Origin of the sequence: Herbaspirillum rhizosphaerae (assembly GCF_001189965.1) — a bacterium.
Taxonomy (GTDB): domain Bacteria; phylum Pseudomonadota; class Gammaproteobacteria; order Burkholderiales; family Burkholderiaceae_D; genus Herbaspirillum; species Herbaspirillum rhizosphaerae.
The window spans coordinates 1-21,174 of the sequence record NZ_LFLU01000004.1 but is presented as its reverse complement, the minus strand read 5'-3'; the positions used below and the strand labels follow the sequence as shown (position 1 = coordinate 21,174).

The window sequence follows — 21,174 nt, the reverse complement described above, 5'->3', positions numbered from 1 at the left end:
AAACAGACAATGAGCACAGCCTTCCTGATCCTGGACGACAACGACGTCTTTGCCTCGACGCTGGCGCGTTCGCTGTCGCGCCGGGGCTTCACGGCGACGGTGGCGCATAGCGGCGAAGAGGCGATGAAGGCTGCAGCAACCACCGATTTCGCCTACGCCACGATCGATCTGCAATTGCAGCAGGATTCGGGCTTGCAGTGGATTGCATCGCTGCGGCAGCAACTGCCGCATGCGCGTCTGCTGGTGCTGACCGGCTACGCCAGCATCGCCACCACGGTGCAGGCCATCAAGGCGGGCGCCGACAATTATCTGGCCAAGCCGGCCAATCTCGACTCCATCCTTTCAGCGCTGGAGCACAGCGCCAACGATGTCGGCAGCGACATCGCCGACAGCGCTGCGCCATTATCAGTCGAGCGTCTCGAGTGGGAACACATTCAGCGCGTGCTGACCGAACATCAGGGCAATATCTCTTCCACCGCGCGCGCGCTCAACATGCATCGCCGTACGCTGCAGCGCAAGCTGGCCAAGCGCCCGGTGGCGAAGTAGCCCGCCCTGAGAACGGGCAGGCATCGCCGAACCGGGACGCCGCAGGGACTGTGCCGGGGTGATGGCGTAAAATAGCGCCCATCATGTATATCGATTCCCACTGCCATATCAATTTTCCCGAACTCGTCGCCCGTCTGCCGGATATTCTCGGCAAGATGGCCGAGAACCGCGTCAGCCACGCCTTGTGCGTATCGGTGAACCTTCCTGAATTTCCGCAAGTCCTGGCGCTGGCGGAACAGCATCCACACATCTACGCTTCAGTCGGCGTGCATCCCGACTATGAAGACACGCCGGAGCCCAGCGTCGAGAAACTGGTCGAACTGGCCGACAATCCGCGCATCGTCGCCATCGGCGAAACCGGCCTCGACTATTTCCGCCTGCAAGGCGATCTTGAATGGCAGCGCGAACGTTTTCGCACACATATCCGTGCTTCGCGCATCACCGGCAAGCCGCTGATCATCCATACCCGCTCGGCCTCGGAAGACACCATCCGCATCCTGCGCGAAGAGGGCGCCAGTCCGGCCGCCGGCGGCGTTGCCGGCGTCATGCATTGCTTCACGGAGTCGCAGGAAGTGGCCGACGCCGCCATTGAGCTCGGGTTTTATATTTCCTTCTCCGGCATCGTCACTTTCAAGAGCGCCAAGGCCTTGCAGGAAGTGGCGCGCACCATTCCGCTGGAACGCATGCTGATCGAAACCGATTCGCCCTATCTGGCGCCGGTGCCGTTCCGCGGCAAGACCAACGAGCCGGGACTGGTGCGCCACGTTGCAGAATTCATCGCCGACTTGCGCGGTATCCCGGTGGAAGAAGTCGCGCGTCACACCAGCGAGAACTTTTTCACTTTGTTCAAGATGGCCAAATGAAAGACGCTGCATGCTGAAGTCGCTCCTTACCCGTTTTCTCGCGATTGCCTCACTGGCGGCAGCCGTACTGGTCTCGCCTGCCGCGCAGGCCGGTTCTTATGAGGATTACATCACTGCCGTCAAGATGGACGCGCCGCGCGAATTGCAGGAGCTGATCAAGCGCGGCCTCGGCCCCAACGTGATCGAGCCGCAGCGTGGCTATTCGGCGCTGACCTTGTCCATCCGCGAGGATTCGATGAAAGCCTTCGACGTGCTGTTCAATACGCCGGGCATCGATCTGGAAGTCAAGGCGAAGAATGGCGACACCGCCCTGATGATCGCCGCGTTTTACGGCAATCAGCGCGTGGTGAAACTGTTGCTGGACAAGGAAGTGGAAGTCAACCGCCCCGGCTGGGCGGCCTTGCACTACGCCGCCATCAACGGCAATCCCAACATCATCAAGCAACTGCTCGACGCATCCGCCTACATCGACGCCGAGTCGCCCGACGACAAGATGACGCCGATCATGCTGGCGGCAGTGCGCGGCCGTTTGTTCGCGGTGCGGTTGCTGAAGGAAGAGGGCGCGGATATCACCCTGAAGAATGTTGACGGCATGACCGCGCTGGATCTGGCGCGTCATTTCGATCAGAAAGAGGTCGTCGAGGAATTGACCGGTCAGCACACGCCATGGTCGCAACAGCGGCCAGGACAGTAAACCGTATCGCCATCATTCCGGCAGTCATAAAAAATCCCGGCCGCGTCTGACGTGGGCCGGGATTTTTCTTTGCTGCGAGTGTTGCTGTCAGCGGCGCGGAATCAGAATCTGCGGGCCGACATCCTTGATGTCCCTGGTGCCGGTCAGCGCCATGCTCACATCCAGTTCCTTCTGCAGGATTTGCAGCATCTTGGTCACGCCTTCGCCGCCCATGGCGCCCAGGCTGTACAGGAAGGCGCGGCCGATCATGGTGCCCTTGGCGCCCAGCGCGGTGGCCTTCAGGATGTCCTGGCCGGTGCGGATGCCGCCGTCGAACCAGACTTCGATCTGGTCGCCGACCGCTTCGGCAATCGCCGGCAGCGCTTCGATGGAAGACATCGCGCCGTCCAGCTGGCGGCCGCCGTGGTTGCTGACGACCAGCGCATCGGCGCCGGTTTGTGCGGCGATTTTGGCGTCTTCGACGTCGAGGATGCCCTTGAGGATCAGCTTGCCGCCCCATTGTTCCTTGATCCAGGCGACGTCGTCCCAGTTCAGGGTCGGATCGAACTGGCTGGCGGTCCATTGGCTCAGCGTCTGGATACCGCTGCCGCCGCCGGTGATATGGCCGGCCAGGTTGCCGAAGGTCTTGCGGCCGGTCAGCGCGCGCAGCGCCCAGCCCGGCTTGCCTGCCAGATCCATGAGCGTGTCCAGCGTCAGTTTCGGCGGCACCGACATGCCGTTTTTCAGATCCTTGTGGCGTTGGCCGAGGATCTGCAAGTCCAGCGTCAGCACCAGCGCCGAGCACTTGGCGGCCTTGGCGCGATCGATCATCGACTTCACGAAACCGCGGTCGCGCATCACATAGAGCTGAAACCAGAACGGCTTGGTGGTCACGCTGGCGACGTCCTCGATCGAGCAGATACTCATGGTCGACAGAGTGAAAGGAATGCCGAATTTTTCCGCCGCGATCGCGCCCAGCATTTCGCCGTTGGCCCATTGCATGCCGGTCAGGCCGGTCGGGGCGATCGCCACCGGCATGGTGACGTCGTGGCCGATCATGGTGGTGCGGGTGGAACGTTGGTCAACGTTGATGGCGACGCGCTGGCGCAGCTTCAGCGCAGCGAGGTCGTCGGTGTTGGCGCGGTAGGTGCTTTCGGTATAGGAGCCGCTGTCGGCATAGTCGTAAAACGCCTTGGGTACCCGTTTTTTTGCCAGAACGCGTAAATCTTCGACACAGGTGATGACGGGCATGTTTATTCTCCGAAAATGGAATCCGTAAATATGAATTTTGACCGTATCGTAGAACAAACCACGCGGTCATGGGGTGAATCCCTTTGGCGCCAAAGATGAAAAGTTTCGCTGAATCAAACTCCGCTTACATTGCCGCGACGGCCCGGCTGCTTATAAAAACAGTTCGGCGGCCTTGATGCCGCTTTGCGCGGCAGCTTCCAGCGTGGCGGGATAGTCGCCGGCAACATAGTCGCCGGCCAGCGCCAGCCCGGGCGGCATGGCGCTATTGTCCGGGCGTAACAGGCCCGGCGTGCAGGAGAACGTGGCGCGTTTTTCGGAGATGACCTTGCTCCACAGCGGCGTTTCCAGAAGCGGATTTTGCAACTGTTGCGCGAGTTGCGAAGTGATGCCTGCGGTCAATGCGGCATGGCCCTGCGCGAGCGCATCGCCGGCGGCGCTGACCACTACGGCGAGCAGGCCGGAGTCGGTGGAGTCGGCGGAGTCGCCGGCGCCGAGCTGGCCGCGATCGAAGACGAATTGGCCCCATGCCGCTTGCTGCGGATCGTCCAGCAACGCGTAGAAGGCCTGATCGAGGCGGACCTGCGGCGGGTATTGCAAATAGCAGGTGGTGATCGGTTCGTAGTTCAGGGCGCGCAGCGCGGTCGTGTCGCTGATCCCTTCCAGCAGATCGGCTGCGGCTTCCGGGCCGGCGGCAATGACGACGCCGTCGAACGATGCGGTCTGCCCGCTTTGCCTGAAACGGATCTGCCAGCCTTCTTGCAAGGCCGCGATTGCATCAACGGCGTGGCCGCAATGGACCTCGCCGCCGCGCTGCTCGACAAACGCGGCAGCTTGTTGGGGAAACAGCGAGGTCAGGTCGGTGCGCGGAATCAGCATGTCCGATGCGGCGCGGCGTGCTCCCAGGCTATCGCGCAGCACGTTCAGGAAGACCTGCGCCGAGGCACGCTGCGGCGGCGTGTTCAGCGCGGCGATGCAGAGCGGCGTCCACATCAGCCGGGTCAGGCGCTCGGTCTGTTCATAGCGCTCCAGCAATTCGGCGACGCTGCAGTCTTCGTACAGCTGCCAGCCCATCCAGCGCGCAGTGGTGGAAAAACGCGCCAGCGCCATTTTGTCGTCGCGCGTCAGTCCTTTGGCCCGGATCAGCGCAAGCAATACATGCAGGGGAGCGGGCAGGCGTGGGGCGATGAAGTCCATGCCGTCCGTATGTGCGGGATAACGCATTTGCAGCGGCAGGCGCAGCAAGGTCTGGCCGGCATCGATGCCGACGGTTTTCATCAGTTTCAGTGTGGTGCGATAGGCGCCGAGCAAGATGTGCTGACCGTTGTCCAGCGTGCGGCCGTCGATGTCGACGCGGCGTGCGCGGCCGCCGAGGGTGCGGCCGGCTTCAAACAGGCTGACGCGTCGTCCTGCTTGCGCCAGTCTGACGGCAGCGGCGCAGCCGGCCCAGCCGCCGCCGATGACGGCGATGTGATCCTGCTTATTGTTATCAGGGGATGTTCCCATTCTTGATCCGGTCCGGTAATTCTTGCAGCGGGACTTCTTCCCAGGCGGTGACTTGGTCGGCCGAGGACACATAGAGCCGCAGATAGGTGTCGAGCGACAACTGCTTGGTCGCCGTGAACGTCAGCGTCTTTTGCATGCCGTTTTCTTCGACGGCCGGGAGGCGGTATTCATAGTGCTCCCCGGCATGGGCATCCGGCAGCATCTTTTTTCCCGGATTTACCACGTATACGTAAAACTCGTCTTTGCCCACGCGCTTGAGCAGCGCGTTGAAACCCGGGCTCATCAAGACGCAAACGGCAAAAGCGACGCCCGCGAGCAGGGATAGTACATAAATGCGTTTCATCTTCTGTCTGCCAATTTCGGAAAGTAAATTGACGTTTCGACAGGTTGAAAGTTCAGTCGCCCGGCGGGCAATATTTGCTGCGATTTCAGCCGCGGATGTAGGTTTTCCAGGCCAGCCAGAGCTTGCGTATCGGCGTGAGCGAAATGCGCTGATTCAAGACATGGAAGCCGTCGCGTTCGATTTCATTGAGCAGCGTGCGGTATATCGCCGCCATCATCAGGCCGGGGCGCTGGGCGCGGCGGTCTTGTTTGGGAAGCAGTGCGAACGCCTCGTCATATACGCGCTGGGCGCGCTCGACTTGAAAAAGCATCAGTTTCTCGAAATTTTCGCTGTGGCGAGCATTAAGAATATCGGCCGCGGTAACGTTGAATTGCTGCAATTCATTGACCGGCAAATAAATGCGGCCCTTGCGTCCGTCTTCGCCGACGTCGCGGATGATATTGGTCAACTGGAACGCGAGTCCGAGTTTTTCCGCAAACAGCAGCGTGCCGCCCTGGGTGACGCCGAAGATGCTGGCCGACAAAATGCCCACCACGCTGGCGACGTGCCAGCAATAACGCTGCAGGCCGGGGAAGTCGAGGTAGCGGGTCTGGTCCAGATCCATTTCCATGCCGTCGATGATGGCCTGCAGGTGCTCGCCTTTGAGGCCGTAGGTCGCCACGTGCGGCTGCAGCGCCAGCGTGACCGGATGGCTGGGATTTCCGTTGAGCATCGCCGCGATTTCCTTGCGCCACCACATCAGCTTGGTGCGGGCCACGCCGGCGTCTTCTATTTCATCGACGGTATCGTCCACTTCGCGGCAGAAGGCGTACAGTGCAGTAATGGCGCGTCGGCGCTCAGGCGGCAGGAACAAGAAACTGTAGTAAAAGCTGGAACCGCTCTGGGCAGCTTTTTGCTGGCAATAGTCGTCAGGAGACATGAAGTGGGATGGCGATGAAAGCGGGCGCAATGCGCGAAGCCGCTATGCTAGCCGACTGAGGGGCGAAGGGCAATCTGCTTCGCGCGCCGGGCGCGTTTTAAACGCGGAAAACAGAGGGGAAAGACCCCGATATATCTGGTTGCAGCAGCCGACTTTGTACATTAAGCTGGGGGCAACGAGGCATGACTGGCGGCAATTGCTTTTATTGCTGCGACAGGTATCCGGATGCTGTTGATAAAAACACAAAATACCAACGGTGTCGCAGCGGCGGATCCGCAGACAGGCGACAGAAAAGACACGAGGCCGGACCGGCGCAAGCTTCTTCACAGGAAGATTGCCGGATGCGGCGGGGGTGAGTAGCTTATATCAAGGCGAGGAGACTAATTCTTCATGAACAGACTGGAAGCTTTCAGAAGCATTGCAACGCAGGCCGGTCGCGGCGAACTGGTATTCCCTACCAACGTCAATGCATCGATCAAACTGCAGCAAGCGCTTAACGATCCGAATTGCCATCTCGAGGCCGCCGCCAAACTGGTGATGGCCGAGCCGCTGCTGTCGGCGCGTACCGTGGCGATCGCCAATTCGGCCGCATACAACCGCTCCGGCGGTGAAATCAACAACGTTCGCACGGCGGTCATGCGTCTCGGCTTCAAAACCCTGAACGCGATTACGACCGCCGTCATCGTGCGTCAGCTGGGCCGCAACATCTCCGATCCGGAAATGCGCGTCAAGGCGGCGCAATTGTGGGAGCACACGGCCAACGTCGCCGCGATCGCTCAGGTGATTGCACTGAAGCTGACGCGACTGGATCCGGAAACCGCCATGTTCGCCGGCATCGTCCATGAAGTCGGCGGGTTTTACCTGCTGTCGCGCACGGATGAATTCCCGGGACTGCTCGACGGCAATTCCGAAGACTGGGCGGAATACGGCGAAAAGATGATCGGTCGCGCGGTGCTGAAGAAGCTCGGCATTCCGGAAGCCGTCGTGGCGGCGGTGGAGTCGTTGTGGCATGGCATTCGCGTGTTGCCGCCGGAAACCCTGGGCGACGTGCTGCTGCTGGCCAAGGAGTTGTCGCCGGTGCCGTCGCCGTTCCAGAAGAGTTTGCTGGAAGCAGGCCGTGCGCCGGATACGATCGTCGACGAATTCATCGGCGACGAGTCGCTGCGCGAAGTGCTGGACGATTCCGCCGACGAAATCCGCTCGCTGACGCAGGCGTTGCTGATCTGACGCCATCGCGCCGGTGGGAAAATAAAAAAGCAGCCTGCGAGGCTGCTTTTTTTATTTGCTGCAGGTTGGCGCTCGGGCTGCCTTCAGGCGCTGCGCATCAGGCGCATCTTGAAGTTGCGGCCCTTGATGTTGCCTTCGCTCAGGCGTGCATAGGCTTTCTCGGCAATGCGGTAATCCAGCGCCACATAAGTTGAGAATTCGAATACGTTGATCTTGCCGACTTGTTCCTTGGTCAGGCCGACATCGCCGGTCAGCGCACCAAGCAAGTCGCCGGGGCGCAGCTTGTCCTTCTTGCCGCCCTGAATGCACAAGGTCCGCATCGGCGCGCGCAGCACTTTGTCTTCATTGGTGTCCAGCGCATTGAGGTCAAACCACTGCACCGGCGCCTTCTGATATTCCTCGATCAGTTTCACCCAGCGCTTTTCGGTCGGGATGCACAGATTCAGCGCCAGGCCCTTGTCCTGGCCGCGACCGGTGCGGCCGATGCGGTGGATGTGGACTTCCGTGTCGCGCGTGACGTCGACGTTGATGACTGCGCTCAGGTTGGCGATGTCGAGCCCGCGCGCGGCCACGTCCGTGGCGACCAGCACCGAGCAGCTTTGATTGGCGAATTGCACCAGGATTTCATCGCGTTCGCGCTGTTCCAGGTCGCCGTACAGGGCCAGTGCGCTGAACCCTTGCGCGCGCAATTCTTCCGCCAGCTCGCGGCAATGGATCTTGGTGTTGCAGAAGGCCAGCGTCGAGACCGGCTGATAGTGCTGGAGCAGGCGCGCGACGGCAAAATTGCGCTGTTCGGCCGAGACTTCGAAGAAGCGTTGTTCGATTTTTTCACCGTCGTGCTGGGCTTCCACCTTGATCTCGACCGGCTCGTGCAGGAAGCGCGCGCTGGCTTTGCGAATATCGTCCGGATAGGTCGCCGAAAACAGCAGCGTCTGGCGGCGCGAAGGACAGGCGCTGACGATGCCTTCGATGTCTTCGTAGAATCCCATGTCGACCATGCGGTCGGCTTCGTCGAGCACCAGCGTCTGGACGGCTTTGAGGTTGATGGTGGCGCGCCCGATGTGATCGCGGATGCGGCCGGGCGTGCCGACGACGATATGGCAGCCGTGTTCCAGCGATGCAATTTGCGGACGCATGGCGGTGCCGCCGCACAGGGTCAGGATCTTGATGTTTTCGGTGAAGCGCGCGAGGCGGCGCAATTCATTCGACACCTGGTCGGCCAGTTCCCGCGTCGGGCAGACGACCAGGCCCTGGATTGCAAAATAGGCCGGATTCAGCCGATGCAGCATGGCAATGCCGAATGCGGCGGTCTTGCCGCTGCCGGTCTTGGCCTGGGCAATCAGGTCGCGGCCTTCCAGCGCCGTGGGCAAGCTCTCCGCTTGGATCGTGGTCATCTCGCGATAGCCGAGGGCGTCCAGATTGGCGAGCATGGCGGGCATGAGCGCCAGGTTCGAAAAAGGAAGGGAGGGCGAGGGTGTCGTGTTCACCATGATTGGACCTGAGCGCTAACGGAAGTGAGGGAAGTCTAACAGAGCGGCATGGTCAGCAGCCTTGAGTCAGGCGATCAGCGACAGCATCCGCGATATAAAGAATCAACAGCAACGGCACAAAGGCCGGAAGCAAAGCAAAAGGGCCTGCACGATGTGCAAGCCCTTGTTGCGGTATTGGTTGCGGGGGCAGGATTTGAACCTACGACCTTCGGGTTATGAGCCCGACGAGCTGCCAGACTGCTCCACCCCGCGTCTGAGAGGCCGAAGTCTACAGAGTATCAATTTGAATAGCAAGCGCTCATCCCGATCTTGCTGTAAATATTTTGTGCGCAGCGATAGACTTGTGCGGGGTGGGGCGCATACACTGCGCGCTTCGGGCAGGGCAAGGGCAATGCGCACGAGCAATCAAAGAGAGAGGCAAGCAATGACTTACGAAGAATATCTGGACGAAGTGACGACGCTCATCGCGGAACTGTACGACGTCGACGACGCCGATGCGATCAAGATGGTGGTGAAGGCGCAAGCCAACGATTTTTTCGTTGCGCATGACGATCACGAAGCAATGCGTACGCAGGAGCGCGCACTGGCGGATGCCAAGATGATTTACAAGAAAAGACATCAAAAGCGTTGAGCACGAGCCTGATCCGGTTGCGCAACGCGAACGCGTGAAAAGTGCTTTATGCAAGCGCTTTAACATTCGCTTTCAAATGGCGGCGAACCAAGCTGAATTTCCGGTTTCTATTACTGCATGCCCCTCGCAAAGCCAGTGTGGGAGCGGTGTCCGGCGATGTCTGACAGACATTGTGAAGCATCTCTCCGGTACTGGCCGGGCGGCGGAATTATTTTGAAACCACAATAAGGAGATTCACCTATGAAAACACGTCAACTCGCTATCGCTGCTGCATTCCTCGCCATGACCGGCGGCGCCATGGCGCAAACCGCGAACACCACGCAAGTGCCTGCTTCGCCTGGCATGGTCGCCCCGGCCTCGACGGCCAACGGCGTCTCCGGCGACCCCTATGTACAGAAGCGTCAGTCTGATGCCGATGCCAAGGCCGATTACAAGGCGCAAAAGAAGGCCGCCAATCAGCAAGCCCGCGCCGACAAGAAGGCCGCGAAGCAGGCCCTGAAGCAGGAAAAGAAGGATGCCACGGCAGAGCGCAACGCCCAGTTGTCTCAGCCTCAGCCCAAGAGTGATCTGAACAAGGGTTCGTAATTTCCCTTTCCGGCGCGGCGAGCACGAAATCTCGTTGCGCCGACGTAAAAAAGCCTCTTCCATGAAGAGGCTTTTTTGCGTTCCCGGCACTCGTGCCAGCGTCGACTACATGCAGACTGCACGCGACAACACCAGCCACCAATCCCAGGCTCGCAGTTGCGGCCTGTGCCTGAAGACATCGCCTTGCGTTTGTTCCAGGCGTTCCAGAATACGCAGGCCGCCTTGCACCACCAGGCGCAGCTCCCAACCCACGCGTCCCGGCAAGCGCTTGGCCAGCGGCGCGCCCTTGATCATCATGCTGCGAGCGCGTGCGATTTCAAATTGCATCAATGCGCGCCAGGCCGGGCTGCTGGTGGCATCGGCTATATCCTGCTCGCTGACGCCATGGCTTTGCAGATCGTCGAGCGGAAGGTAAATTCGTTGCTTGTTCCAATCGATGGCGACGTCCTGCCAAAAATTGATCAGTTGCAGCGACGAGCAAATGGAGTCCGAATCCCGCACATTCTCAGGCGTGGCCGCCTTATAGAGATGCAGCATCAGCGTGCCGACCGGGTTGGCGGAGCGACGGCAGTAATCCAGCAGAGCGTCGAAGTGTGGATAGCGGGTGGTCGTCACGTCTTGCTTGAATGCGGACAGCAGGTCGCGAAATGGCGTCAGCGGCAGCGCATATTCGTGGATGACATGCGCCAGCGCGGCAAACAAGGGGGCGACGCTGGGCTGGCCCGCTTCGATCCGGTCCAGTTGTTCTTCATAGGCGGTCAGCGCGGCAATCCGTTGCGCCGGTTCGGCGTCGCCTTCATCGGCGATGTCGTCGGCGCTGCGCGCGAAGGCATAGATGGCTTTGACGGCGGGGCGCAGACGGGCCGGCAGCAGGATCGAAGCGACGGGGAAATTTTCGTAATGGTCAACGGCCATGCAACGGATATCCGGTGGAGTAGGTGAGGGCGGGCGCAGCGATGCGAAGACGATGCGCTTGCTGCCGACTTTTTCTGTCCCGAATAGTAATGGAAAAATCTGCCGGCGCCGATTTCCGAAGAGTTGTATATCTGCTGATGGCGCGTGTCGATGCGGATTCGACATGCCGGTTTTGGCAGCAAAGCAAGCGCCGGCGGCCGCGTGAAAATTGCGTCACGGCCGTATAAAAAACGCAGACAGTCTGCCAAGCTTGCAGTAGAATAGCGGGCTGCAATAAAAATGCTACCTCATTGACAGGGCTTGGTTTTCCGGCAAATACGCTGAAAAGTCCCAACGCAGTCCGGTCGGTGATGCACCTTTCAGCGAGGGTGGCGAAATTGGTAGACGCACCAGGTTTAGGTCCTGACGCCAGCAATGGTGTAGGGGTTCGAGTCCCCTCCCTCGCACCAACATTCCCTTTGTTTATGTTGTGATGTTCGCCCGGCAAGAATGTACTGACTTCGGTCGCATCTTGTTCCGGGCGTTTTCATTTTGGTCATTCAATTTTCTGTTGAGGTTCGCATGCGCTACCAGCATTACAAGGGCGGTATTTACGAGTTTCTCCATGACGCGACGCTGGAATCGGATCTGACGCCGATGGTTGTTTATCGCGCCGCCAACGGTACGGTCTGGATTCGTCCGAAAGAGGTATTTCACGAAATCATCGAAGTCGACGGCAAGTGCGTGCCGCGTTTTGCGCCGATGGATGAGGCCGGCTGATACCTGCGAATCCGGTGATTCTTCGATGCGGCGGATGCGCGCCATCTGTTAATGTCTTGGCTTCGTCGATTTCTTCTTCAGGCAGGAAAGCTTATGCGTAAAGTATTGAATCTGGCCGTTGCGGCGTCGTTGATGTCCGCGTTTATCGTCTTGCCGGCACGGGCGCAAGAACTGGGCGACGTCAGCACGGCGTTTCGCTGGTTGGGAAAGAACGATCGCATCGCCGTCGAGGCTTACGACGACCCGAAGGTAGTCGGTGTGACGTGCTACGTCTCGCGTGCTCGCACCGGCGGCGTCAAGGGCACGGTCGGCCTGGCCGAGGACAAGTCGGAGGCTTCCATCGCCTGCCGCCAGGTGGCGGCGACGGTGACGTTCAAGGGAACGGTGCCGCAGCAGGAAGACGTATTCTCCGAGCGGATGTCGATCCTGTTCAAGCGTCTGCATATCGTGCGGCTGGTCGATGTCAAGCGCAACACCTTGGTATATTTGACCTATTCCGACAAGCTGATCGACGGTAGTCCGATGAATGCGATTACCGCCGTTCCTGTCGCCGCATCCACTCCTATTCCGGTGAAATAAGAAATGAAGACAATCAGGGCACTCGCAGCAGAATTGCAGGCAGGGCAGACCACCAGCGTCAAGCTGGTGGAGCTGGCGCTGGAACGCATCGCCTCGTATCGCGATCAGGGCGGCGCCGCTTACATCAGTGTCGACGCCGACCGGGCGCTGGCATCGGCGCGCGCCAGCGATGCTGCGCGGGCCGCCGGCAATGTGTCGTCGTTGCTGGCAGGTTTGCCGGTGTCGATCAAGGATCTGTTCGACGTGCAGGGGCAGGTTACTGCGGCGGGATCGAAAGCGCTGGCGAACGCCCCGGCGGCCAAGGCCGATGCGCCTGCGGTGGCGCGTTTGCGGCAGGCCGGCGCGATTTTGCTCGGTCGCACCAATATGAGTGAGTTCGCTTTCTCCGGTCTCGGCCTGAATCCGCATTACGGCACGCCGCGCAATCCCCTGGACGCGCAGCGGGTGAGCGGCGGTTCGACTTCCGGCGGCGCGGTGACGGTGGCGCTGGATATGGCTGTGGCGGCGCTGGGTACGGATACCGGCGGTTCGATCCGTATTCCGTCTGCGTTTTGCGGCTTGACGGGCTTCAAGCCGACCGCGCGGCGCGTGAGCCTGCAGGGGGCGGTGCCGTTGTCGACGACCTTGGATTCGGCGGGCCCCTTGTCGCGCAGCGTGGATTGCTGCGCCATCGTCGACGCCATTTTGTCGGGCGAGACTCTGGAAACGGATGCTGTGCCGCTGGCGGGATTGCGGTTTGGCGTCACGGATGATTTCGTCGGCGACGGCATGGATGCCACCGTACGCGCCGCTTTCGATGCGGCCTTGTCACGATTGCAAAGTGCCGGCGCGTTGATCCAGCGCTTTTCCTTTCCTGAATTGAAAGAGTTGCCGGCGATCAACGCCGGCGGCGGCTTCAGCGCGGCCGAATCCTGGGCCTGGCATCGTCAGTTGCTGGAGAGTTCGGCCGGCCAGTACGACCAGCGCGTGGCGGTGCGCATCCGCCGCGGCGCCCAGCAGACGGCCGCCGATTATCTCGATCTGCTTGCGGCGCGCCGGCGCATCATTGCCCAGGCGCAGCGTCGTCTGTCGGTATTCGATGCGTGGCTGATGCCGACCGTGCCGGTGGTGCCGCCGCTGGTGCAGGCTTTGCAAGACAGCGACGACACTTTCTTTGCAACCAATGGATTGGTATTGCGCAATCCGAGCGTGATCAATTTCCTGGATGGTTGCGCCTTGAATCTGCCGTGTCCGTCTGAAAGCGGATTGCCGGTAGGCATCAGCATTTGCGGCCAGCATGGCGACGATGCGCGCGTGCTGGCAATCGGCCGCGCGGTAGAGGCGCTTTTCTCCGCGGCGCAGGGTTGACAGGCAAGGCGCGCAGGCAGGGGCGGCGCACGCTTTGCAGGCGGCGCCGGCCGTTTTTATTAACAGAACCGGGGCGTTTTGGCGCAACGGCATCTTTTCCGTATAAAATAGCGGACTTTAGCGCGGCCGGGCAGGGCAAAAGGCATGATTTTCATGCTTGTTCTTTCCGGGCCGCACCACGGAATTTATTAATTTTTGGACGATTCACATGGCAACTGCAGTCGAAACTCTGAGCAAACTTGAGCGCCGTATCACCCTGACATTCCCACTGGCCGACGTGCAGGCTGAAGTTGAAAAACGCCTGAAAGTGCGCGCTCGCACCGCCAAGGCGCCAGGCTTCCGCCCAGGCAAAGTGCCAATGAAGATGGTCGCCGCTCAATTCGGCTACCAAGTCGAAACCGAAGTGCTGAACGACAAGGTCGGTCGCGCATTCAACGACATCGCAGTTGAAAATAATTTACGCGTTGCCGGCTATCCGAAGATCGAACCGAAGACCAGCGAAGGCGTGGCTGAAGGTTCGCTGGCATTTGACGCAACATTCGAAATCTATCCTGAAGTCGTGGTCGGCGATCTGTCCGCGGCTGAAGTCGAGAAGACAACTTCCGCTGTTTCCGACGTCGAGATCGACAAGACGCTGGACATCCTGCGCAAGCAACGCGTGCACTACCACGTCAAGGGCGAGCAAGGCGCGCACGGCGACGGCGGCGAGCCGGTTGCACAAAACGGCGACCGCGCCACGGTTGACTTCGTCGGCAAGATCGACGGTGTTGAATTCCAGGGCGGCAAGGCTGATGCCTTCCCGTTCGTGCTGGGCGAAGGTCGCATGCTGCCGGAATTCGAAGCAGCGACAATCGGCCTGAAGGTCGGCGAGTCCAAGACTTTCCCGCTGGCATTCCCGGCTGACTACCACGGCAAGGACGTGGCAGGCAAAACTGCAGAATTCACCATCACGCTGAAGAAGCTGGAATGGGCGCACATGCCGGAAGTCGACGCAGACTTCGCAAAGTCGCTGGGCATTGAAGACGGCGACCTGACCAAGATGCGTGAAGACATCAAGCGCAATCTGGAACGTGAAGTCAGCGCCCGTACCAAGGCCAAGACCAAAGACAGCGTCATGGACGCCCTGATCAAGGTCAGCGAACTGGAAGTGCCGAAGGCGCTGGTCGAGCAAGACATCGAGCGTCTGGTTGAAATGGCGCATCAAGACATGGCGCAACGCGGCATGGATCCGAAGGGCATGCAACTGCCGCGCGAACTGTTCGCTGCACAAGCTGAGCGTCGCGTTCGCCTGGGTCTGATCCTGGCTGAAGTCGTCAAGGTCAACAAGCTGGAAGCCACTGAAGAACAAGTCAAGGCGCAAGTCGAAGACTTCGCACAAAGCTACGAAGACCCGCAACAAGTCCTGAAGTACTACTTCAGCGACCGTCGCCGTCTGGCTGAAGTCGAAGCTCTTGTTTTGGAAGAAAACGTCGTCAATTACGTGTTGGGTAAATCCAAAGTTTCCGAGACATCGGTCGCGTTCGACGCCTTGATGGGCAATCAGCCGCAAGCGTAATTCGACCTTCTCGGGTAACATCAGAGAAGACTACTACGCATAAGGAAATGCACATGACAGGTTTCATCAAGCAGTCTGCACTGGATACAGAAATGCTCGGCATGGTCCCGATGGTGATCGAGCAGAGCGGCCGCGGCGAGCGTGCGTACGATATTTATTCGCGCCTGCTGAAAGAGCGCATCATTTTCCTGGTTGGCCCGGTCAATGATGCGACCGCCAATCTGGTGGTGGCGCAGCTGCTGTTCCTGGAAAGCGAAAATCCCGACAAGGATATTTCGCTGTACATCAACTCCCCGGGTGGCTCGGTTTCGGCCGGCATGGCGATTTTCGACACGATGCAATTCATCAAGCCGGACGTCTCCACGCTGTGTACCGGTCTGGCTGCCTCGATGGGCGCTTTCCTGCTGGCCGCCGGCGCCAAGGGCAAGCGTTTCTCGCTGCCGAACTCGCGCATCATGATTCACCAGCCTCTGGGCGGCGCGCAAGGTCAGGCATCGGACATCGAGATCCAGGCACGCGAAATTCTGTACCTGCGTGAACGTCTGAATGCCATCCTGGCCGAGAAGACCGGTCGTACGATCGATCAGATCGGCAAGGATACCGATCGCGACAATTTCATGTCGGCTGCTGCTGCCGCTGAATATGGTCTGATCGATCAGGTATTGGAAAAGCGCGCGTAATGGCGTCATGAGCGGTTTTGAATGGACGGTTTCCGTCCTTTCCTGACCGCCTTGTTTCTTGTGTTTTCAGCAAATGCCCGAACTTCGGTTCGGGCATTTTCTTTTTGCACTGCATCAACGCCCGTCATGTAAACACTGTCAATGCCGTGTGTCGATGGTGCGTATCAATGCCGAGATTAAGGCCGGATTTCCACCTCATTGCTTTTTTTGTTTGCGGACGCATATGGAGTAGGCTAGAACCTGCTTTTACTGGCGCGCAAATATGGCGATTCCGTGACGAATCATGAAATCGCAGGTATGATCAAGCCGAACTCTATTCACATTTGCCCTATATGTCCGAGAAAAAATCTTCCAGTGGCGAAAAGCTGCTTTATTGCTCGTTTTGCGGCAAAAGTCAGCATGAAGTCAAGAAACTGATCGCAGGTCCGTCGGTCTTCATTTGCGACGAATGTATCGATCTGTGCAATGACATCATTCGCGACGAAGCTTCCAGCGTCGAGTCGGTTGCCGGTGCCAAATCGGATTTGCCGACGCCGCAAGAAATTTCCGAATTGCTCGACCAGTACGTGATCGGTCAGCAGACTGCCAAGCGCATTCTGTCGGTTGCCGTGTACAACCACTACAAGCGTCTGAAGCATCTCGGCAAGAAGGACGATGTCGAACTGGCCAAGAGCAACATCCTGCTGGTCGGTCCAACCGGCTCCGGCAAGACCTTGCTGGCGCAGACGCTCGCACGCATGCTGAACGTGCCGTTCGTGATCGCCGATGCGACCACGCTGACCGAAGCCGGCTATGTCGGCGAAGACGTCGAGAACATCATCCAGAAGCTGCTGCAGAACTGCAATTACGAAGTCGAGAAGGCCCAGAAGGGCATCGTCTACATCGATGAAATCGACAAGATCTCGCGCAAGTCCGACAACCCGTCGATTACCCGCGACGTGTCCGGCGAAGGCGTGCAGCAGGCGCTGCTGAAGCTGATCGAAGGCACCATGGCGTCGGTGCCGCCGCAAGGCGGCCGCAAGCATCCTAACCAGGACTTCGTGCAGATCGACACCACCAACATCATGTTCATCTGCGGCGGCGCATTTGATGGTTTGACGAAAATCATTTCCGAACGCTCCGAAAAGAGCGGCATCGGTTTTGGCGCCAGCGTCAAGAGCCAGACCCAGAAGACCGCCAGCGAAGTGCTGCTGCATGCGGAGCCGGACGATCTGGTCAAGTTCGGCCTGATTCCGGAACTGGTCGGCCGTTTGCCGGTGATCGCAGCGTTGAACGAGTTGAACGAAGAAGCACTGATCCAGATTTTGCTGGAGCCGAAGAATGCGCTGATCAAGCAATATTCCAAGCTGCTGCAAATGGAAGGCGCCGAGCTTGAGATTCGCCCGGCCGCCTTGCAAGCCATCGCCAAGAAGGCGCTGGCGCGCAAGACCGGTGCGCGGGGTCTGCGCTCCATCCTTGAACATGCGCTGCTGGACGTGATGTACGAGCTGCCAAGCCAGCAGAATGTCGCCAAGGTAGTCATCGACGAAAACACCATCACCAACGGCGCCAAGCCTTTGCTGATCTACCACGAACAGCCCAAGGTTTCGGGAGGCTGATCACAGGCGGAAGCCATCCGGGAGCAAAAAATACCGGATGGAATCCGTTGCAACTAAAAGCGGTACAATAAACCGCGAACATCACTTCGGCTTCCATCGTAAAGCCACCCGAGGGCGACTTCGTGTGTGGCTTTTTTTGTTTGCGGAATCCTTGTCTTTTTATTACTTTATCAACCGCAGTTTTTACTTTGCCAAGTGCATTACGCCAAAAAGTTGTCGTGTTTTTATTTCAGTTTGGGCTTGTGTTTTAGCAGCTCGCGCCAACATCACTAACAGTAACTTTTGATAAGGCTCGCCATGACGACTTCTACTCTCACAGAACAAACGCAATTGCCTCTGTTGCCGTTGCGGGATGTTGTTGTCTTCCCGCATATGGTGATCCCTTTATTCGTCGGTCGTCCAAAGTCTATCAAGGCTCTGGAAGCCGCAATGGAGCAGGGCAAGAGCATCATGCTTGCCGCCCAGAAAGCCGCCGCCAAGGATGAGCCGTCGGCTGACGACATCTACGAAATCGGCTGCGTTGCCAATATCCTGCAAATGCTGAAATTGCCTGACGGCACTGTCAAAGTGCTGGTCGAAGGCGCACAGCGTGCACGCATTCACCACATCAGCGAGCTGGACACCCATTTTGTTGCCGATCTGACACCAGTCGAATCCGAACTGGGCGACGAGGCCGAAGTGGAAGCCATGCGCCGCACCATCGTTCAGCAGTTCGACCAGTACGTCAAACTGAACAAGAAAATCCCGCCCGAGATCCTGAGCTCGCTGGCAGGCATCGACGACGCCGGCCGCCTGGCCGACACCATCGCCGCGCACCTGCCGCTCAAGCTCGAGCAAAAACAAGTCATCCTGGAAATCTTCAACGTCGCCAAGCGCCATGAGCATCTGCTCGGCCAGCTGGAAGGCGAACTGGACATCCTGCAGGTTGAAAAGCGCATTCGCGGCCGCGTCAAGCGCCAGATGGAAAAGTCGCAGCGCGAGTACTACCTGAACGAACAGGTCAAGGCCATCCAGAAGGAACTGGGCGAAGGCGAAGACGGCGCCGATCTGGAAGAGCTGGAGAAGAAGATCCTCTCCGCCAAGATGCCGAAGGAAGCGCTGGAAAAGGCGCAATCCGAGCTGAAGAAACTCAAGCTGATGTCGCCGATGTCCGCTGAAGCCACCGTCGTGCGCAACTACATCGACACGCTGGTCGGTTTGCCATGGAAGAAGAAATCCAAGGTCAACAACGACTTGCCGAACGCCGAGAAAGTCCTCGAAGGCGACCATTACGGCCTCGACAAGGTCAAAGAACGCATTCTGGAATACCTTGCCGTGCAACAGCGCGTCGACAAGCTGAAAGCGCCGATCCTGTGCTTCGTCGGTCCTCCGGGCGTGGGTAAGACCTCGCTGGGGCAATCGATCGCCCGTGCAACGAACCGCAAGTTCGTGCGCATGGCCTTGGGCGGCGTGCGCGACGAAGCCGAGATTCGCGGCCATCGTCGTACCTACATCGGCTCCATGCCGGGCAAGATTCTGCAAAGCCTGGCCAAGGTCGGCGTGCGCAACCCGCTGTTCCTGCTGGACGAGATCGACAAGCTCGGCATGGACTTCCGTGGCGACCCGTCGTCGGCCTTGCTCGAAGTGCTGGATCCGGAACAGAACCACACCTTCTCCGACCATTACATCGAAGTCGATTTCGACTTGTCGGATGTGATGTTCGTGGCGACGTCGAACTCCTTCAACATCCCGCCGGCGCTGCTGGACCGGATGGAAGTCATTCGCCTGTCGGGTTACACCGAAGATGAAAAGACCAGCATTGCGCAACGCTACCTGATGCCGAAACAGATCAAGAACAATGGTCTGAAAGAAGGCGAAATCACCGTGGCCGAATCGGCGATCCGCGACATCATTCGCTACTACACCCGCGAAGCCGGCGTACGTTCGCTGGAACGCGAAGTGTCCAAGATCTGCCGCAAGGTCGTGAAGATGCTGCTGCTGAAGAAACAGGAAAAGAAGGTCACCGTGACTTCGCGCAATCTGGACAAATTCCTCGGCGTGCGTCGTTTCGATTTTGGCATCGCCGAAAAAGACAACCAGGTCGGCCAGGTCGTTGGTCTGGCATGGACCGAAGTGGGCGGCGATTTGCTGACCATCGAAGCCGTGACCATGCCGGGCAAGGGCGGCGTGATTCGCACCGGTACTCTGGGCGACGTGATGAAAGAGTCGATCGAAGCAGCGCGTACCGTCGTGCGCAGCCGCGCGCAGAAGCTTGGCATCAAGAGCGACGTGTTCGAGAAGCGCGACATCCACATTCACGTTCCCGAAGGCGCCACACCGAAAGACGGTCCTTCGGCAGGTATTGCGATGACGACGGCGATGGTGTCGGTGTTTACCGGCATCCCGGTTCGCGCCGACGTGGCGATGACCGGCGAAATCACCTTGCGCGGCGAAGTGTTGCCGATCGGCGGCCTGAAGGAAAAACTGCTGGCGGCGCATCGCGGTGGCATCAAGACGGTCCTGATCCCTGAGCAAAACGTCAAGGATCTGACCGAGATTCCCGACAATGTGAAAAACAAGTTGGAAATCGTGCCGGTACGCTGGATCGACAAGGTGCTGGAAATTGCCCTGGAGCGTGAGCCGACCCCTTTGGCTGAAGAGGAAGCGGTTGTCGCGGCGGTGACGCCGAAGGAAGAATCGACAGATCCCAGCGTCGTGAAACACTGATGTTGTCCTGATTGCCCGGCAAACCGATGGTTTGCCGGGCAAGCTGAAAAAGCGCTCTCCGGAGCGCTTTTTTTATGTCGTTGGCAAAAGATAAAAATGTTTTACGTATTTGTTAAGACCGGTTTTTTACACTGCGTCATTCCTCTGTAAACCGCTTGACACAAGGATTTGCGGCTTGTTTAATACCTTCTGCAGATTTTTCTGCATTGCGTGTGATGAGCGTCTGGCTTCATTCACAGAGGAAGACGCCGTTGCGAAATCCAATCTTTGTCTAAAGGGGCGTAAGTGAACAAAACCGAATTGATCGATCACATTGCCAAGTCTGCGGATATCTCCAAAGCAGCGTCGGCCCGAGCGCTTGATGCCGTCATCGGCGCAGTGAAAACCACATTGAAAAAGAACGGCAGCGTCACGCTGGTTGGCTTCGGTACCTTTTCCGTCGGCAAGCGCGCGGCGCGTACCGGCCGAAATCCGCGTACCGGCGACGCGATCAAGATCAAGGCAGCGAAAGTACCCAAATTTAAACCTGGCAAAGCTTTGAAAGATGCGCTAAACTAGCGGTCTTTCGTCATTGACAGATGGCGAGTGATTGTTTGAGTTAGGTGCGGGTGCTTAGCTCAGTTGGTAGAGCAGCGCCCTTACAAGGCGCGGGTCGGGAGTTCGAGCCTCTCAGCACCCACCAGAATCTCAAACGGTCAGCAATAGTTTAGGAGTGGTAGTTCAGTTGGTTAGAATACCGGCCTGTCACGCCGGGGGTCGCGGGTTCGAGCCCCGTCCACTCCGCCAAAATACAAAAACCTGCTTAGGAAACTAAGCAGGTTTTTTTATTTGTATTTCCATTTCATGCCCATCGGGCATGTCTCACCAGCGGAGTGGAGAGAGCCGCCTGCGCGGCTCTCGGCGGGGCTCGAAGGGATGCGCTTGCAAGCGCATCAGCGGCCTGCAGCATGTAGGCGAGCCCGTCCACTCCGCCAAAATACAAAAACCTGCTTAGGAAACTAAGC

At 58.8% G+C, this 21,174-nt stretch carries 20 protein-coding genes and 4 tRNA genes; 17 read left to right on the top strand and 7 right to left on the bottom strand.

Annotation, left to right across the window (positions count from 1 at the left end; all coding sequences use genetic code 11):
* Positions 1 to 9: 9 nt before the first annotated feature.
* The 3 genes from AKL25_RS07395 (at position 10) to AKL25_RS07385 (ending at position 2,103) form a co-directional block, all read left to right on the top strand.
* Positions 10 to 546, top strand: a complete 537-nt coding sequence (locus AKL25_RS07395; protein ID WP_050477015.1) for a response regulator transcription factor — start codon at positions 10 to 12, stop codon at positions 544 to 546.
* Between the two features lie 83 nt (positions 547 to 629).
* Positions 630 to 1,409 (top strand): TatD family hydrolase, encoded by a 780-nt coding sequence (locus AKL25_RS07390; protein ID WP_050477014.1) that lies wholly within the window; start codon positions 630 to 632, stop codon positions 1,407 to 1,409.
* 10 nt (positions 1,410 to 1,419) lie between these two features.
* Positions 1,420 to 2,103 (top strand): ankyrin repeat domain-containing protein, encoded by a 684-nt coding sequence (locus tag AKL25_RS07385; protein ID WP_050477013.1) that lies wholly within the window; start codon positions 1,420 to 1,422, stop codon positions 2,101 to 2,103.
* A gap of 87 nt (positions 2,104 to 2,190) precedes the next feature.
* Here the strand turns inward: AKL25_RS07385 and AKL25_RS07380 are convergent, their stop codons facing one another.
* The 4 genes from AKL25_RS07380 to hpnD all read right to left on the bottom strand — a co-directional run bounded on the left by AKL25_RS07380 (position 2,191) and on the right by hpnD (position 6,098).
* Positions 2,191 to 3,333 carry an alpha-hydroxy acid oxidase gene (locus AKL25_RS07380; protein WP_050477012.1) on the bottom strand — a complete coding sequence of 381 codons (1,143 nt, stop codon included), beginning with the start codon at positions 3,331 to 3,333 and terminating at the stop codon, positions 2,191 to 2,193.
* A gap of 150 nt (positions 3,334 to 3,483) precedes the next feature.
* Positions 3,484 to 4,836 (bottom strand): hydroxysqualene dehydroxylase HpnE, encoded by a 1,353-nt coding sequence (hpnE, locus tag AKL25_RS07375; protein WP_050477011.1) that lies wholly within the window; start codon positions 4,834 to 4,836, stop codon positions 3,484 to 3,486.
* A complete protein-coding gene (locus tag AKL25_RS07370; protein ID WP_050477010.1) occupies positions 4,820 to 5,179 on the bottom strand; it encodes a YxeA family protein in 360 nt (119 codons plus the stop codon). The genes hpnE and AKL25_RS07370 overlap by 17 nt, the downstream gene beginning before the upstream one ends.
* Before the next feature lie 85 nt (positions 5,180 to 5,264).
* Positions 5,265 to 6,098 carry a presqualene diphosphate synthase HpnD gene (hpnD, locus tag AKL25_RS07365; RefSeq protein WP_050477009.1) on the bottom strand — a complete coding sequence of 278 codons (834 nt, stop codon included), beginning with the start codon at positions 6,096 to 6,098 and terminating at the stop codon, positions 5,265 to 5,267.
* Between the two features lie 390 nt (positions 6,099 to 6,488).
* Between hpnD and AKL25_RS07360 the strand changes: the two genes are divergently transcribed.
* Entirely contained in the window at positions 6,489 to 7,325 is an 837-nt protein-coding gene (locus AKL25_RS07360; protein ID WP_050477008.1) for an HDOD domain-containing protein, read from the top strand.
* A gap of 83 nt (positions 7,326 to 7,408) precedes the next feature.
* On the opposite strand, the gene dbpA is transcribed toward AKL25_RS07360, so the two are convergent.
* Complete coding sequence (gene dbpA, locus AKL25_RS07355; RefSeq protein WP_050477007.1) at positions 7,409 to 8,815, bottom strand: ATP-dependent RNA helicase DbpA; 1,407 nt, start codon at positions 8,813 to 8,815, stop codon at positions 7,409 to 7,411.
* A gap of 175 nt (positions 8,816 to 8,990) precedes the next feature.
* Positions 8,991 to 9,067, bottom strand: a tRNA-Met gene (locus AKL25_RS07350).
* A 172-nt stretch (positions 9,068 to 9,239) separates the two neighbouring features.
* Between AKL25_RS07350 and AKL25_RS07345 the strand changes: the two genes are divergently transcribed.
* Together AKL25_RS07345 and AKL25_RS07340 are read left to right on the top strand one after the other, a co-directional pair.
* The gene (locus AKL25_RS07345; RefSeq protein ID WP_050477006.1) at positions 9,240 to 9,446 is read left to right on the top strand and encodes a hypothetical protein; all 207 of its coding nucleotides are present in this window, start codon (positions 9,240 to 9,242) and stop codon (positions 9,444 to 9,446) included.
* A gap of 240 nt (positions 9,447 to 9,686) precedes the next feature.
* A complete protein-coding gene (locus AKL25_RS07340; protein WP_050477005.1) occupies positions 9,687 to 10,031 on the top strand; it encodes a hypothetical protein in 345 nt (114 codons plus the stop codon).
* Positions 10,032 to 10,136: 105 nt separating this feature from the next.
* Here AKL25_RS07340 and hpnC read toward each other — a convergent pair whose 3' ends face one another.
* Entirely contained in the window at positions 10,137 to 10,946 is an 810-nt protein-coding gene (gene hpnC / locus AKL25_RS07335) for a squalene synthase HpnC (RefSeq protein ID WP_050477004.1), read from the bottom strand.
* Between the two features lie 362 nt (positions 10,947 to 11,308).
* Here hpnC and AKL25_RS07330 point away from each other — a divergent pair.
* From AKL25_RS07330 to AKL25_RS07280, 11 genes are all read left to right on the top strand, one after another.
* Positions 11,309 to 11,395, top strand: a tRNA-Leu gene (locus AKL25_RS07330).
* A 112-nt stretch (positions 11,396 to 11,507) separates the two neighbouring features.
* Positions 11,508 to 11,705, top strand: coding sequence for a DUF1653 domain-containing protein (locus AKL25_RS07325; RefSeq protein WP_050477003.1), 198 nt, complete (start codon positions 11,508 to 11,510; stop codon positions 11,703 to 11,705).
* 132 nt (positions 11,706 to 11,837) lie between these two features.
* Complete coding sequence (locus AKL25_RS07320; RefSeq protein WP_420840708.1) at positions 11,838 to 12,284, top strand: CreA family protein; 447 nt, start codon at positions 11,838 to 11,840, stop codon at positions 12,282 to 12,284.
* A 3-nt stretch (positions 12,285 to 12,287) separates the two neighbouring features.
* Positions 12,288 to 13,631: an amidase gene (locus AKL25_RS07315; protein WP_050477001.1), complete on the top strand. Its 1,344-nt coding sequence runs from the start codon at positions 12,288 to 12,290 to the stop codon at positions 13,629 to 13,631.
* 208 nt (positions 13,632 to 13,839) lie between these two features.
* On the top strand, positions 13,840 to 15,186 hold the full coding sequence (gene tig / locus AKL25_RS07310; protein WP_050477000.1) for a trigger factor: 1,347 nt from the start codon (positions 13,840 to 13,842) through the stop codon (positions 15,184 to 15,186).
* Between the two features lie 53 nt (positions 15,187 to 15,239).
* Positions 15,240 to 15,866, top strand: a complete 627-nt coding sequence (gene clpP, locus AKL25_RS07305) for an ATP-dependent Clp endopeptidase proteolytic subunit ClpP (RefSeq protein ID WP_050476999.1) — start codon at positions 15,240 to 15,242, stop codon at positions 15,864 to 15,866.
* Positions 15,867 to 16,198: 332 nt separating this feature from the next.
* Entirely contained in the window at positions 16,199 to 17,464 is a 1,266-nt protein-coding gene (gene clpX, locus AKL25_RS07300) for an ATP-dependent Clp protease ATP-binding subunit ClpX (protein WP_050476998.1), read from the top strand.
* Between the two features lie 297 nt (positions 17,465 to 17,761).
* Entirely contained in the window at positions 17,762 to 20,170 is a 2,409-nt protein-coding gene (gene lon / locus AKL25_RS07295) for an endopeptidase La (RefSeq protein ID WP_050476997.1), read from the top strand.
* 285 nt (positions 20,171 to 20,455) lie between these two features.
* The gene (locus AKL25_RS07290) at positions 20,456 to 20,728 is read left to right on the top strand and encodes an HU family DNA-binding protein (protein WP_050476996.1); all 273 of its coding nucleotides are present in this window, start codon (positions 20,456 to 20,458) and stop codon (positions 20,726 to 20,728) included.
* 48 nt (positions 20,729 to 20,776) lie between these two features.
* Positions 20,777 to 20,852 (top strand) — tRNA-Val (locus tag AKL25_RS07285).
* A 27-nt stretch (positions 20,853 to 20,879) separates the two neighbouring features.
* Positions 20,880 to 20,956: transfer RNA gene (locus tag AKL25_RS07280), tRNA-Asp, on the top strand.
* Positions 20,957 to 21,174 lie beyond the last annotated feature (218 nt).

Excerpts from the sequence above, each read along its gene's own strand:
- dbpA (WP_050477007.1), bottom strand. The coding sequence starts at position 8,815 with ATGGTGAACACGACACCCTCGCCCTCCCTTCCTTTTTCGAACCTGGCG.
- AKL25_RS07390 (WP_050477014.1), top strand. The coding sequence starts at position 630 with ATGTATATCGATTCCCACTGCCATATCAATTTTCCCGAACTCGTCGCC.
- lon (WP_050476997.1), top strand. The coding sequence starts at position 17,762 with ATGACGACTTCTACTCTCACAGAACAAACGCAATTGCCTCTGTTGCCG.
- AKL25_RS07360 (WP_050477008.1), top strand. The coding sequence starts at position 6,489 with ATGAACAGACTGGAAGCTTTCAGAAGCATTGCAACGCAGGCCGGTCGC.
- hpnD (WP_050477009.1), bottom strand. The coding sequence starts at position 6,098 with ATGTCTCCTGACGACTATTGCCAGCAAAAAGCTGCCCAGAGCGGTTCC.
- AKL25_RS07345 (WP_050477006.1), top strand. The coding sequence starts at position 9,240 with ATGACTTACGAAGAATATCTGGACGAAGTGACGACGCTCATCGCGGAA.
- clpP (WP_050476999.1), top strand. The coding sequence starts at position 15,240 with ATGACAGGTTTCATCAAGCAGTCTGCACTGGATACAGAAATGCTCGGC.
- AKL25_RS07370 (WP_050477010.1), bottom strand. The coding sequence starts at position 5,179 with ATGAAACGCATTTATGTACTATCCCTGCTCGCGGGCGTCGCTTTTGCC.
- AKL25_RS07380 (WP_050477012.1), bottom strand. The coding sequence starts at position 3,333 with ATGCCCGTCATCACCTGTGTCGAAGATTTACGCGTTCTGGCAAAAAAA.
- AKL25_RS07325 (WP_050477003.1), top strand. The coding sequence starts at position 11,508 with ATGCGCTACCAGCATTACAAGGGCGGTATTTACGAGTTTCTCCATGAC.
- hpnC (WP_050477004.1), bottom strand. The coding sequence starts at position 10,946 with ATGGCCGTTGACCATTACGAAAATTTCCCCGTCGCTTCGATCCTGCTG.
- AKL25_RS07340 (WP_050477005.1), top strand. The coding sequence starts at position 9,687 with ATGAAAACACGTCAACTCGCTATCGCTGCTGCATTCCTCGCCATGACC.
- AKL25_RS07395 (WP_050477015.1), top strand. The coding sequence starts at position 10 with ATGAGCACAGCCTTCCTGATCCTGGACGACAACGACGTCTTTGCCTCG.
- AKL25_RS07320 (WP_420840708.1), top strand. The coding sequence starts at position 11,838 with ATGTCCGCGTTTATCGTCTTGCCGGCACGGGCGCAAGAACTGGGCGAC.
- tig (WP_050477000.1), top strand. The coding sequence starts at position 13,840 with ATGGCAACTGCAGTCGAAACTCTGAGCAAACTTGAGCGCCGTATCACC.
- AKL25_RS07315 (WP_050477001.1), top strand. The coding sequence starts at position 12,288 with ATGAAGACAATCAGGGCACTCGCAGCAGAATTGCAGGCAGGGCAGACC.
- clpX (WP_050476998.1), top strand. The coding sequence starts at position 16,199 with ATGTCCGAGAAAAAATCTTCCAGTGGCGAAAAGCTGCTTTATTGCTCG.
- AKL25_RS07385 (WP_050477013.1), top strand. The coding sequence starts at position 1,420 with ATGCTGAAGTCGCTCCTTACCCGTTTTCTCGCGATTGCCTCACTGGCG.
- hpnE (WP_050477011.1), bottom strand. The coding sequence starts at position 4,836 with ATGGGAACATCCCCTGATAACAATAAGCAGGATCACATCGCCGTCATC.